The following is a 13,099-nucleotide window of genomic DNA, read 5'->3' on the forward strand; positions in this document are numbered from 1 at the left end:
GATCGATCGATGGAATGTGCCGCAGACGGCCCTTTGTCCGGGCGAGGCGGCGTCAGGCGCCGATCGACAAGCATGCGCAGGCCACTATCGGGTGGAACGATTGGCTGTTGTAACCGGTTCGGGCAAGGCCAGTCTGGCGGACCGGCTCGACGCCGGGCTTGCCGAGACGGAGCAGGCGCGCCACCTGTTCCAGCTGCGCGCCAAAACGGACATGCCGGAGCATCGCCGCGTTCCGCATGGTCGGCCAGAAGCAGCTTTCCGCTGCCCGCCACACCCTGTTCCACGTCTGGTTCGCCAATCTGGCAGGACGGCTGAAACCCAACGAGCGGCGGGTCAGCGCGGTGCTCTTGGGGCCATCGGTGCGTCGGTCGTCATCCTATTTTTGCCCCGACCATTGTCTTGAGGTTTACTCCGTGGCGACGGCAAGGCTCTGGTGCTTTCTTGCGACGCTCGGAACTCGGCGCGCAGACGCGGCGTCTTGCGGGCGCTGCCATGAAGAATATTTGCCATAGGGCATCTTCTTCCTGACGTGTCAGGATCAATGATGCACCATTACAGTCCGGGACTACACACCTAGCGCCATTCCGGTTTTGACGGAACCGGAATGGCGCTACCTTTTCTTTTGTTTTCCGTGATTTCCGAGTCACCAGATGATTCCATCTGGCTTGAAATCATTCTAGAAACTCTCTTCCGCGTAGATGCGGCTGAGATCGCCCTGCCATTCGCCATGATAGCGGTCGAGCAGCCGTTCGGCATGGGTCTTGCCCGACGCGATCACTTCGTCGAGCGCCGAGAGATAGCCCGTCTCATTGTCGCCCGAGGCGTTAAGTCGTGCGCGCGCGGCCAGACCCGATCGGGCGATGTCCACCACTTGCCCGGCAATGTCGCGCAGCTTGCGCCCGCCGCCGATCGGCGCGTCCAGACCCAGCTTCGGCACGGAATCGCGCAATATCTGCCGTTCCTCCATGCTCCAGTCCTTGACCACGTCCCACGCCGCATCGAGCGCGCCCTGGTCGTAGAGCAGGCCGACCCACAAGGCCGGCAACGCGCAGATGCGGTTCCACGGACCGCCATCGGCGCCGCGCATTTCGAGGAAGCTCTTCATCCGCACTTCGGGGAAGGCGGTGGAGAGATGATCCTCCCAATCCTTCTCGGTCGGCTTTTCGCCGGGCAGGACGGCGAGCTTGCCGGCGAGGAAGTCGCGGAAACTATGGCCCGCCGCATCGATATATTTGCCGTCGCGGTAAACGAAATACATCGGCACATCGAGGGCGTAGTCGGCATAGCGCTCGTACCCGAAGCCGTCCTCGAACACGAAGGGCAGCATGCCGGTGCGGTGCGGATCGGTGTCCGACCAGATATGGCTGCGATAGGAGAGGAAGCCGTTGGGCTTGCCATCGGTGAAGGGCGAATTGGCGAAGAGTGCGGTGGCAAGCGGCTGGAGCGCCAGCGACACACGGAACTTCTGCGCCATGTCGGCTTCGCTGCCATAGTCCAGATTGGTCTGGATGGTGCAGGTCCGCAGCATCATGTCGAGACCCATCGACCCCACGCGCGGCATGTGTCGCAGCATGATGTCATAACGGCCCTTGGGCATGATCGGCAATTCTACGCGGCTCTTGTCAGGCCACATGCCAAGGCCGAGGAAGCCCAGGCCCAGCATGTCGCCGACATATTTCACCTGCTCCAGATGGCGGCCGGTTTCGGCGCAGGTCTGATGCAGATTTTCGAGCGGGGCGCCGCTGAGTTCGAGCTGGCCGGCCGGCTCCAGACTGATGGTGCCGTCGCTGCCGGACAGGGCGATGATATTCTCGCCCTCGAACACCGGACTCCAGCCATAACGGGTCAGGCCGATCAGCAGCGTGTGGATGCCGCCCATTTCCTCATAGGAAGGGGCGTGATGATCCTTGCGACTGTAGACGAATTTCTCATGCTCGGTGCCGATGCGCCAGCGATCCTTGGGCTTTTCACCCTTGGAAAAGGCCGCGATCAACTGGTCGCGACTCTCGATGACGGGATCAATTCCCCCGGTGTCGGTTCTGGTGCTCATGCCCCGCCTTACTGCTTCCCCCATGCGCGTCAAACAAGAGCGCGCGGCCGACAGATAAGTTGCGCCTATCGTCCGCGCAATAACATAGCGGAATGAAACTTTACTGGTTGCCGCATTACTGATGCGAAAACCGGTTCCCATCCCTCGACCAGTTCGGGACAGGCATTTCGCGCGATGCTTCAGGACCAGTCACCATTGATGGCCATCCAGGCCGCGGTAGCAGCGATGGCGGCCGTCTCCGCGCGCAGGATGCGCGGGCCGAGCGACACCGGCACCGTGCCCGGCGTGGCGCGGATCGCCTCGCGCTCGGCGGGATCGAAACCGCCCTCCGGCCCGACCAGGAAGGCGGCCGGGCCGGGATGGGTGCGCAGGCTTTGCTCCAGCGGCGCCCCGCCGCTTTCGTCGGCGAAGAAGAGATGGCGATCGGTGGGCCAGCTTTTGAGTAGCGCGTCCAGCTTCGTCATCTCGGTGAGGCCGGGCAACGCGGTGCGGCCGCATTGCTCTGCCGCCTCCACCAGATGGGCGTGGAGCCGGTCGAGATTGAGCTTGTCCACCACCGCTCGGCGGGTAAGCACCGGCAGGAGTCGTGCGACGCCCAGTTCGCACGCCTTTTCCGCGATCAGGTCGATCCGCCCCTTCTTGATCGGCGCGCAGCAGAGCCAGAAATCGGGCACAATTTCGGGCGCTTTGGTCTGGCTGATGCACTCCAGCACCAGATCGCGCTTGCGGATATCGCGGGCGCGCGCCGCCCATTCGCCTGAACGCCCGTCGAACAGCAGCACGATATCGTCCGGCTTCACCCGCATGACGCTGATCAGATAATGGGCCGGATTGCCGTCCACCGGCACGGCTACGCCTTCGCCCAGCTGGGTTTCGACATGGAGGCGCGGGGCGCTTTGTGGCGGCCAGGCGGGGGTTGCGGTCATCTCATCTCGTGTCTTGCCGGATACATGTTCTTCCCTAAAGAGAAGCATGGCCCCTAGACAAGCATAAGGGCGAATGGAGTCGTAGTGAATCAGACGCCATCCAATCAAGGGATCGTCCCCGACAGCGAAGCGCGCGGCCTGCTCGCAAGGTTGCCGGACACGCCCCGCACGCTGGCGCAACTGGCGCGATTCGACCGGCCGATCGGCTGGTGGCTGCTGTTCTGGCCGGGGGCATGGGCGGTCGCTCTGGCGGGCGGGGGATATGCGCGCTGGCCGCTGATCGCCTGGCTGCTGCTGGGCAGCATCGCGATGCGCGGCTCGGGCTGCGTGTTCAACGATATCGTCGACCGCGATCTCGACCGGAAGGTGGCGCGCACCGCGACTCGGCCGCTGGCGAGCGGGGCGATGTCGGTGAAGATAGCCTGGGGCTGGTTGCTGGCCCTGTGCCTCGTCGGCCTGATCGTGCTGCTCCAGCTGCACCTCTATGCGCAGGTCGTGGCGCTGGGCAGTCTGGCGCTGGTCGCGGCCTATCCCTTCATGAAGCGGATTACCGGCTGGCCGCAGGTCTGGCTCGGCCTCGTCTTTTCCTGGGCGGCGCTGGTGGGGTGGAGCGAGGTCGTCGGCGCGCTGACGCTGCCGGGCCTGCTCCTCTATGCCGGCACCCTCTTCTGGGTGGTGGGCTATGACACCATTTATGCGCTTCAGGATCGCGAGGATGATGCGCTGATCGGCATCGGGTCGAGCGCGCTGTCAATGGGCAAGCATGTGCGGGGCGGGGTAACGCTCTGCTATCTGCTGGCGCTTGGTCTCTGGGCAGGCGCGATCTGGCAGGTCCGGCCGCAGGCGCTGGCGCTTATGGCCCTGTTGCCGATGGTGATGCACCTGCTGTGGCAGGTGGCGACATTGAAAGAAGATGGGGTCGATCCGCTGCGTAAATTCCGTTCAAATCGCTTTTCCGGGCTGCTGATGTTTCTGGCATGTCTGGTCGTGGGGAGTGCCACCATATGACGCCGCAACCGGGCCAAGATTGCTGGCGCATCGCGCGCGCCGAGAAGGCCAGCGTCATCATCGACGCCGACGCCTATTTCCGTCAGGCCCGCGCGGCGATGATGAAGGCGAAGCGCCGCATCATGCTGATCGGCTGGGATTTCGACCCGGCGATCAGCCTGATCCGCGAGGATGAGGCGAAAGATGGCGCGCCTGTCGTCATCGGCGATTTCATCTCCTGGTTGGTGGAGCAGAATCCGGAGCTGGAAATCTTCCTGCTGCGCTGGGATGTCGGCGCGATGAAGTCGATGACGCGGCCGTCGCATCTGGTGACGACGCTGCGCTGGATGGCGCATCCGCGCATCACCGTGAAGCTGGACAGCCATCATCCGCCCGCCGCCTCGCACCACCAGAAGATCGTGGTGATCGACGATTGCTTCGCCTTCTGCGGCGGCATCGACATGACCGGCGACCGCTGGGACACGCGCCATCATCGCGACGAGGAGCCGGGACGGCATCATCCCGACGGGTCGGCTTATGGTCCCTGGCACGATGCGACCACGGCGCTCAGCGGGCCGATTGCGGCGGCGCTTGGCGACCATGCCCGCAATCGCTGGGTCGGCGCCGGCGGCGATCCGCTGGACCCTATCGAGGGCGTCACCGATTGCTGGCCCGACAAGCTGCCGGTGCAGTTCGAAGGCGTCGACGTCGCCATCGCCCGCACCGCGCCCAAGATGGACGATCAGGACGAACTGACCGAGATCGAGCAGCTCTATCTGCACCAGATCGCGGCGGCGAAGCATAGCCTCTATGCCGAAAGCCAATATTTCGCCTCCCGCCGCATCGCCGAGGCGATCGCCAAGCGGCTGGACGAGGCCGATGGCCCGGAAATCGTCATCGTCAATCCCGAACAGGCCGATGGCTGGCTGGAGCAGCAGGCGATGGACACCGCCCGCGCTCGCCTGTTCGAGACATTGAAGGCGCGCGACACCCATGGTCGCTTCCGCATCTATCATCCCTTCACCAATCGCGGCGTGCCCATCTATGTCCATGCCAAGATATTGATCGTGGACGACCGGCTGATTCGGGTCGGCTCCTCCAACATGAACAACCGCTCGATGCGGCTCGACACCGAATGCGATGTCTGCATCGACACCGCGCTGCCGGGCAATGAAGGTCGGCAGGCGACGATCCTCAGGATTCGCGACGACCTGGTCGCCGAGCATCTCGATCTGCCGGCCGAGCGGGTATCAGCGGTGATCGGCGAGCGCGGCCTGATCGCGGCGATCGAGGAATTGCGGCAGAAGCCGGGGCGGACGCTGCGCCCCTATGTCACGCCGGACCTGAATGACGTGCAGCAGTGGATCGCCGACCATGAGGTGCTGGACCCAGAAGGCCCGGAAGAGATGTTCGAGCCGGTCAGCGAACGCGGCCTGTTCCGCCGGATGAAGGGCTGGTTCGGGCGGGGGTGATAGTGCTGTCCTATCGGCGCGCGCGGTCTTATGATGAAGGCCGGACTTTCCGATAGGATCGCCCACGCGTAACATCCTGTCTCAATTAGCGGGAAATGTGCGAAGTTAAGCGCCACAAATCCTATTCCGCAGCCAGCAACGCCTCCGCGCTGTGGAGATTGACCGACACCAGCCGGCTGACGCCGCGCTCGACCATGGTGACGCCGAACAGCCGGTGCATGCGCGCCATGCTGACGGCATTGTGGGTGACGATCAGGTAGCGGGTGTTGGTCTGCGCCACCATCGCGTCGAGCAGGTCGCAGAAACGCTCGACATTAGCGTCGTCGAGCGGCGCGTCGACTTCGTCCAGCACGCAGATCGGCGCGGGATTGGTCAGGAACAAACCGAAGATCAGCGCAACGGCGGTCAGCGCCTGTTCGCCGCCAGACAACAGGGTGAGTGCGGCCAGCTTCTTGCCGGGCGGCTGAGCCATGATTTCGAGGCCCGCCTCCAGCGGATCGTCGCTGTCGATCAGTTCCAGATGCGCCTGCCCGCCATTGAACAGGGTCGTGAAGAGGCGGCGGAAATGGCCGTCAACCGCCTCGAACGCGGCAAGCAATCTCTGCCTGCCTTCGCGGTTGAGGCTGCCGATCGAGCCGCGCAGTTGGTTGATAGCCTGCGTCAGTTCCGCGCTTTCGGAGCGGCTGGTCGCCTGGGTGGCTTCCAGCTCGTCCAGTTCCTGCGCGGCGACAAGGTTGACCGGGCCGATCCGCTCACGGTCGGCGACGAAACGGTCATGCTCGGCCTGTTCGGTCTGGGCCAGCCGCACGTCGGCGCTCGAAAAGCCCAGCTTTTCGGGCAGCACGGGGGGCGGGCATTCGAAGCGCTCGCCCGACAGCCGGTTGGTTTCGATCCGGCGTTCGTCGGCGGCTTCGGCACGGGCGACGGCGGTGGCGCGGGATTCTCGAGCGGCGGCGAGCGTTTCGCCGGCCCCCGCGGAACGGGATTCGGCGGTGCGCAGCGCGGCTTCCGTTTCCTGTTCGGCGCGGCGGGCCTGATCGGCGGCATCGGTGAGCGCGCTGCCCCGATCGCTGAGGTCGGCAATCGCCCTAGCGAGGCTGTCGGGCTGCGCCTCGATCGTCGCGCGCTCGGTCGCGATATCCTCGCCGCGTGTGACCATGGCGGCGATCCGCTTGGCCGCCTCGCCTGCGCGGTTGCGCCAGCCCTTGATCTCGGCATCGGCAGCGCCCTGCCGCTCGCGGTCGCTGGCCAGCGCGCGATCGGCCATGGCCTGATCGGCTTGAAGCTGGCTGACGGCGGCGCGCGCCTTCTCGCTCGCCTGGACGAGCGTCGCGACCTGCGCGCGCGTTTCCGCGCCATCGGGCATGGCGGCGCGCGCGGATTCGGCGGTTCGATGCTCGGCCTGCGCCCCATCCCGGTCCTGCCGGGCTGCGGCCAGCCTTTCCTCGATCGCCTCGCGCCGGCCCGCCAGCCGTTCGAGCGCCGTCGTCGCTTCATCGGCGGCGCGGAGCGCGGTGCGCAGGCGCTGGTCGGCCTGCGACAAAGCGGTGCGACCGGTGGCCAGCGCCTGCGCGGCCGCCCGTTCGCGCGCCCTGGCTTCATCCTGCGCGGCAGCCGCGGTATCGACCTCGGCCTGCGCGGCGGGGCGCGTTGCGGCGATCGCCTCCAGCCGGTTGACGCGGATCAGCCGTTCGGCCGCTGCCGCGCCGCCTTCGGCCGCGACATAGCCATCCCAGCGGCGTAGCTGTCCGTCGAGGGTGACGAGCCGCTGGCCCACGGCGAGCGGCTGGCCCTCGTCATGCTCCGTGACGCCGATCTGCGCCAGGCGGCGGGCCAGTTCGGGCGGAGCGGTCACATGGCCGGCGAGCGCGGTCGTTCCGGCGGGCAAGGGTGGATCGGCCGGCAAAGCCTCGGCCCCCGCCCAGCGGCGCTTGCCCTCGGCGCCGACCGGCGCTTCCAGATCGTCGCCCAGAGCCGCCGCGAGCGCGCGTTCATAGCCCGGCGCAGCCTTCAGCCGGTCGAGCGCGCGGGCCTTGTTGCCGGTGCCGCTGTCCACCGCGCGCTTGAGCGCGGCGGCCTCGCTGTCGAGCGCGGCGAGTGCGGCGCGGGCGGCGGCAAGTGCGGCCTCGCCGGCGGCGCGGGCCTCGGCGGCGGACTGGCGATCGGTGTCGGCGGACTGGATCGCGGCTTCGGCGGCATCGCGATCCGCCTTCGCCTTGTCCTGATCGGCCAGGGCCGTTGCGCGCTGCGCTTCCAGCGGGGTGGCGTCGGGCAGGGCGGCGGCTTCGGCGGTCAGGCGCGCCACCTCCCGCGCGGCCCGGTCGAGATGGCTGCGCGCGGCGGTCAGCGCGGCCTCGGCGACGCGCAGTTCGGCCTGCTCGGCCGCCTGCCTGGCCATCGCCCTGGCCAGATCCAGTTCGGCATCGCGCGCGCCCGCCTCGGCGGTGGCGATGCGGGCGGCGAAATCGGGGCGCAGCTTCTCCGTCTCGGCGATCCGCGCCTTGAGCGTGCCCGTCTCGGCGGTCAGGCGCGCGATCGCATCCGCCGCGTCATTGGCCAGCGTGCCTTCGCGCGCGCGATCCTCCTCCAGCCGCCCGGCCTGCTGGCTGAGGTCGGCGAGGCGACGGACGACCGATTCCCGCTCGGTGCGCAGGGCGGCGAGGCGATGACCCGCTTCATTGGCGGCGTCGCGGGCGGCCTGCGCGGCGGCGCGTCGGTCCGCCAGCGCTGCAACGGCCGCCTGGGCATGGGCTGCGGCGGCAAGCTGCCCCTCCTGCGCGGCGGCGACGGCGGCATCGGCTTGCTTCGCCTCGGCACGGGCGGCTTCGGCGCTGGCATTGGCCTCGCGCCAGCGGGCGAAGAGGGTGCGGCCCTCGGCAATGCGGATCTGTTCGGACAGGCGGATATAGCGTTCCGCCGCCTTGGCCTGCCGGCGCAGGGCATTGGCGCGCATGTCCATGTCCGCCAATATCTCGTCCAGCCGGGCGAGGTTGGTTTCGGCGGCGCGCAGCTTCTGCTCGGCATCCTTGCGCCGGACATGGAGGCCGGCGATCCCCGCCGCCTCTTCCAGCATGGCGCGGCGTTCCTGCGGGCGCGCGGCGATGACGGCGGCGATCCGGCCCTGGCTGACCAGCGCAGGGCTGTGCGGGCCGGTGGCGGCATCGGCGAAGATCAGCGCGACATCCTTGGCGCGCACGTCCCGGCCGTTCGCGCGATAGGCGCTGCCCGCGCCGCGCTCGATCCGGCGGGTGACTTCCAGTTCGCCGTCGGCGCCGATATCGACCGCGCTGAACAATTCGCCCTGCTCCTGGACGGTGAGCAGCGATACTTCGGCGAAATCGCGCTGCGGGCGCGTAGCGGTGCCGGCAAAGATCACATCCTCCATGCCGCCGCCGCGCATGGACTTGGCGCTGGATTCGCCCATGACCCAGCGAATGGCCTCCAGCAGGTTGGATTTGCCGCAGCCATTGGGACCGACGATGCCGGTCAGGCCCGGCTCGATCCGCAGCTCCGTCGCGTCGACGAAGCTCTTGAAGCCGGAGAGCTTGAGCCGCTTTATCTGCACGGGAGCAGGCCGGGACGGCAGGCCGCCCCGGTTTCCCTATGCGTAAGCGCCTCTATCCGCCCCCCGCGCGCCAATCAGATCCCTGCGTCCTTGAGCTTGGGCTGGAGCGAGGCCCAGTTGGCGACATTGTCGACCAGCACGCCGTTGATCAGGAAGCTGGGCGTACCCTGAATCTGATACTGGCTGGTCGCTGCCTCGACGCCCTTGGCCAGCTTTTCCGCCATCTTCGTGTCGGCCAGGCACTGCTTGGCCTGATCCGCCGAAACGCCGCGCTGCTGGGCATATTCGATCAGGCCGGCAACCTGTGCGATCGCGGCGGGGCGCTGGGCCGGCGGAAGCTGTTCGACGGTCTTGAAGGCGGCTTCCTGGCCCTGCACCTTCTCGAACATCGCCGACTGGTTGGCGAAAAACTGTTCCGACAGCGGATAGTAGACATCCTTGCCACCGCAGCGCGCGAGCAGGGCGGTGGTCAGGTCGATCGGATCGCGCAGGAAGGTGCGGAATTCGAAGCTCATCTTGCCGGTGTCGACGATCTTCTTGATCTCCTCCGACGCCTCGGCCGAGAAATCCTTGCAGTGGCTGCAGGTGTAGGACCCATATTCCACCAGTTTCAGCTTCGCATTGGGGTTGCCCATCACAAAATAGCCCTCGGGCGTTTCGTCGATGGTTTCCGACCAGCTGGTGCCGGCGGGCGCGGCGACGGCGGCGATCGGCTCGCCGGTCGGCTTGGCGCCTTCCTCATTCTTGCCGCAGGCGGCGAGGGTCAGGCTGAGGGCGATGAGGGCAATACCGGAAAGGGCTTTCACGACGGGCAAGGCTCCGATGATATACTATATGGATGCGGGTTTAGATCAGCGGGCGGCAGGGGGCAATGCGGCCTGCAGGATCGCCCAGGTCGATCCCTCGACCTTCGTGCCGTTGACCACGAATGCCGGCGTGCCGGTGATCTTCACCTTGTTCCACGCTTCGTCGGTCATCGCCAGTATCTGCTTCATCGACTGCGGATTGGCGACGCAGGCGTCGAGCTGCGCGTTGGAGAAGCCGCGCTTGTTCATCAGCGCATAAAGGCCGGTCTTCTGCCCGATATCCTTCATCGCGGGAATCTGGTCGGTCGGCTTGGTGGCGTCGCGATCATAGGTTTCGAGCTGTTCCATCCAGGCGGTCTGGTTGGCGAACAGCGCCTCATGATTGCCCATGAAGCGGGCGGGACCGCCGCAGCGCGCGAGCAGGGCGGCGGTCAGGTCATATTTGTCGCGCACGGCATTGCGCACCTCGACGCTGACCTTGCCGCCCTTCACATATTGGGTCTTGAGCGGGGCGCTCGCCTCGCCGACGAAATGGGCGCAGTGCGAACAGGTGTAGCTCACATATTCGACCAGCTTGGTCGATGCGGCCGGATTGCCCATATAATGGCCACCGATCGGCGACAGGACCACGCGGTTTACCCAGTTGACGGCAGGCGCCGCGACCAGGGCAGCGGGAATAGCGAGCAGGGCGAGCGACAGCAGCGATTTTTTCATGGGGCAGGTCCGTAGGTGAAGCTGGCTGAACGACAGCCTAATCAGTTTATTTTCGGCAGGCCATTGCTGTTGGCAAGACCCTGCGCCAGCGATTCGAGCACGGCGCGCAATTCCGGGTCGCCAATATCGCGCAGCGAATCGCCCAGCTCGACCGGAATCGGCTTCAGGTTACGGGGCGGCGGGCGGCGCTCGGCGGTGGCGGGCGATATCTCGCCCTGGCGCATCGCCACCTTGGCGACGGCGGCATAGCCGAAGAAGCGGTTCACCCGTTCGATGATGTCGGGCAGCACATGCTGGACCATCGGCGCATGGCCGCTCATCACCGTCAGCTGGAGCGTGCCGCCGGCCTTCTGCCCCACCGGGAAGCGGATCGATTCGGGTGCGGAAATGCCGGCATAATGCGGGCCGACGATTTCCGCCCAGCGCGTCACGATGCTCGACTGGACGAAGCCGAACTTGCGGAAGGCGGCGCGGCCGATGTCCGGCATCAGGTCGGAAATCCGGCGCGGTGCGCCGATGCGTGGCCGTTCTTCGGCAGAGGCCTTGCGACTCTTATATTTCGGGGGGACCGGGCGTTCCGTCATGGCCCACTTAATGGCATAGGGCCGCCATGCGCGTCGAGGGTAGAGACAGAAAAATCGCGAGCGATCTGCTGGCCCATTATGACGTCCATGCGCGCCGCCTGCCATGGCGCTCGCCGCCGGGGGCCAATGCGGCCGATCCCTATCGGGTCTGGCTGTCGGAAGTCATGTTGCAGCAGACGACCGTGGCGGCGGTCGGCCCCTATTTCGCGAAATTCACCGAGCGCTGGCCAAGCGTCGAACATCTGGCGGCGAGCGAGGATGCCGACCTGATGGCCGCCTGGGCGGGGCTGGGTTACTATGCCCGTGCCCGCAATCTGCTCGCCTGCGCGCGGGCGGTGGTGCGCGATCATGACGGGCGCTTCCCCGATACCGAGGATGGGCTGCGCGCGCTGCCGGGGGTAGGCGCCTATACCGCCGCTGCCGTCGCCGCCATCGCCTTCGGCCGGCGGGCGGTGGTGGTCGACGCCAATGTCGAGCGGGTGGTGGCGCGGCTCTTCGCGATCGACACGCCGCTGCCGGCCGCCCGGACAGAGATCCGCGCCATGGCCGACCGGATCACGCCCGAAGCGCGCGCCGGCGACTTCGCCCAGGCGATGATGGATCTGGGCGCGACCATATGCACGTCGCGCAATCCCGCCTGCGGCATCTGCCCCTTGCGGCAGGGTTGCGCCGCGGTCCTGACCGCCGATCCCGCTGCCTTCCCGGTCAAGGCGGCGAAGAAGGCGAAGTCGCATCGGCTTGGCCACGGCTGGTGGATCGAGCGCGACGGCCATGTCTGGCTGATCCGCCGTCCCGACAAGGGATTGCTGGGCGGCATGCGGGCGCTGCCCAGTTCCGATTGGAGCGCTACGCCCGACGCCACGCCGCCTGTTGCCGCGCTCTGGACGACGGTCGATGAGCCGGTGGCGCATGTCTTTACCCATTTCTCGCTGGCGCTGACGATGCACCATACCCATGTGGGGCAGGACGTGACGCCGGAAGGCGAGGGCGAATGGTGGCCGATCGCGCGGATCGGCGAGGCGGGGTTGCCGACCCTGTTCGCCCGCGCGGCCGAAGCAGTGAGGAAGGACAAGGATGCACGGGACTGAGATGCGCACGGGAACGCCGCCGGGTTTCGTCGGCGGCACGCTCGACCGGGTCGACCATATCCGCACCAGTCCGCTACTGTTGGTGGAGACATTCGCCAATCCCGCTGCGCGACTGCTGGTGCTGGACGGGCTGGAGCCGGTCGAGGCGGACGGGCATCTGGTGCTGGAGTCGCTGGCACGCGACGCCCTGGTCGAGGATCATGTGCTGCTCGGCATCGACACGCAGGAACGGCCGATCTTCGCCCGACTGGTCGTCGATCTTGGCCCCAATCTGGTGCCGACGCCGCGCAGCCGCGCCATCGCTGATCTGATTCCGGCCGAGGAGGTCGCGCTTTACGGCACCGCGCGCAGTCTGGTCCACTGGCATGCACGCCATCGTTTCTGCTCGGTGTGCGGAGCCAGCACTGAGCCGGTCAAGGCGGGCTGGGCGCGCAAATGCAGCGATTGCGCCGCCGAGCATTTCCCGCGCACCGATCCGGTCGCTATCATGCTGGCGGAGCATCAGGGTCGCGTGCTGCTGGGTCGTCAGCATAGCTGGCCGCCCGGCCGCTATTCGGCGCTGGCCGGCTTCATCGAGCCGGGCGAGACGATCGAGGAGGCGGTGGCGCGCGAGTTGTATGAGGAAGCGGGCGTCCGCGTCCATGATGTGCGCTATGTCATGAGCCAGCCCTGGCCCTTTCCTTCCTCGCTCATGATCGCCTGTGTCGCGCAGGCGCAGGATGATGCGCTGACGCTCGATCCGACCGAGATAGAGGATGCCTTCTGGTGCGATGCCGATGGCGTTCGAGCGGCGCTGGCGGGCGATCCCGACGCGCCCTTCCTCGCGCCGCCGCCCATGGCTGTCGCCTGGCATCTGCTCGACCGCTGGCTCGCGACGGTTGTTCCAGCCGAAGCAAGCGCGTAAGGC

11 protein-coding genes are annotated in these 13,099 nt (G+C 66.8%); 4 read left to right on the plus strand and 7 right to left on the minus strand.

Annotation, left to right across the window (positions count from 1 at the left end; genetic code table 11):
- Nucleotides 1–52: 52 nt before the first annotated feature.
- The 3 genes from DM806_RS23440 to DM806_RS23450 all read right to left on the minus strand — a co-directional run bounded on the left by DM806_RS23440 (nucleotide 53) and on the right by DM806_RS23450 (nucleotide 2,976).
- Complete coding sequence (locus DM806_RS23440; protein ID WP_179045566.1) at nucleotides 53–223, minus strand: hypothetical protein; 171 nt, start codon at nucleotides 221–223, stop codon at nucleotides 53–55.
- A 453-nt stretch (nucleotides 224–676) separates the two neighbouring features.
- Nucleotides 677–2,050 carry a glutamate--cysteine ligase gene (locus DM806_RS23445; protein ID WP_179045567.1) on the minus strand — a complete coding sequence of 458 codons (1,374 nt, stop codon included), beginning with the start codon at nucleotides 2,048–2,050 and terminating at the stop codon, nucleotides 677–679.
- A gap of 179 nt (nucleotides 2,051–2,229) precedes the next feature.
- Nucleotides 2,230–2,976, minus strand: coding sequence for a 16S rRNA (uracil(1498)-N(3))-methyltransferase (locus DM806_RS23450; RefSeq protein ID WP_179045568.1), 747 nt, complete (start codon nucleotides 2,974–2,976; stop codon nucleotides 2,230–2,232).
- Nucleotides 2,977–3,060: 84 nt separating this feature from the next.
- Between DM806_RS23450 and ubiA the strand changes: the two genes are divergently transcribed.
- Together ubiA and DM806_RS23460 are read left to right on the plus strand one after the other, a co-directional pair.
- Complete coding sequence (ubiA, locus tag DM806_RS23455; protein WP_179045569.1) at nucleotides 3,061–3,984, plus strand: 4-hydroxybenzoate octaprenyltransferase; 924 nt, start codon at nucleotides 3,061–3,063, stop codon at nucleotides 3,982–3,984.
- Complete coding sequence (locus tag DM806_RS23460; protein ID WP_179045570.1) at nucleotides 3,981–5,435, plus strand: phospholipase D-like domain-containing protein; 1,455 nt, start codon at nucleotides 3,981–3,983, stop codon at nucleotides 5,433–5,435. The genes ubiA and DM806_RS23460 overlap by 4 nt, the downstream gene beginning before the upstream one ends.
- Nucleotides 5,436–5,556: 121 nt before the next feature.
- Here DM806_RS23460 and DM806_RS23465 read toward each other — a convergent pair whose 3' ends face one another.
- The 4 genes from DM806_RS23465 to DM806_RS23480 form a co-directional block, all read right to left on the minus strand.
- Nucleotides 5,557–9,000 carry a chromosome segregation SMC family protein gene (locus DM806_RS23465; protein ID WP_179045571.1) on the minus strand — a complete coding sequence of 1,148 codons (3,444 nt, stop codon included), beginning with the start codon at nucleotides 8,998–9,000 and terminating at the stop codon, nucleotides 5,557–5,559.
- Nucleotides 9,001–9,074: 74 nt separating this feature from the next.
- Nucleotides 9,075–9,806, minus strand: a complete 732-nt coding sequence (locus tag DM806_RS23470) for a thioredoxin domain-containing protein (RefSeq protein WP_179045572.1) — start codon at nucleotides 9,804–9,806, stop codon at nucleotides 9,075–9,077.
- 45 nt (nucleotides 9,807–9,851) lie between these two features.
- The gene (locus DM806_RS23475) at nucleotides 9,852–10,520 is read right to left on the minus strand and encodes a thioredoxin domain-containing protein (protein WP_179045573.1); all 669 of its coding nucleotides are present in this window, start codon (nucleotides 10,518–10,520) and stop codon (nucleotides 9,852–9,854) included.
- Between the two features lie 41 nt (nucleotides 10,521–10,561).
- A complete protein-coding gene (locus DM806_RS23480; protein WP_179045574.1) occupies nucleotides 10,562–11,104 on the minus strand; it encodes a DUF721 domain-containing protein in 543 nt (180 codons plus the stop codon).
- A 26-nt stretch (nucleotides 11,105–11,130) separates the two neighbouring features.
- Here DM806_RS23480 and DM806_RS23485 point away from each other — a divergent pair, with 26 nt between their 5' ends.
- Both DM806_RS23485 and nudC read left to right on the plus strand, forming a co-directional pair.
- On the plus strand, nucleotides 11,131–12,192 hold the full coding sequence (locus tag DM806_RS23485) for an A/G-specific adenine glycosylase (protein WP_179045575.1): 1,062 nt from the start codon (nucleotides 11,131–11,133) through the stop codon (nucleotides 12,190–12,192).
- Nucleotides 12,179–13,096: an NAD(+) diphosphatase gene (gene nudC / locus DM806_RS23490; protein ID WP_179045576.1), complete on the plus strand. Its 918-nt coding sequence runs from the start codon at nucleotides 12,179–12,181 to the stop codon at nucleotides 13,094–13,096. Before DM806_RS23485 ends, nudC begins: the two co-directional genes overlap by 14 nt.
- Nucleotides 13,097–13,099: the final 3 nt, after the last annotated feature.

Origin of the sequence: Sphingobium lactosutens, from assembly GCF_013393185.1 — a bacterium.
GTDB lineage: Bacteria > Pseudomonadota > Alphaproteobacteria > Sphingomonadales > Sphingomonadaceae > Sphingobium > Sphingobium lactosutens_A.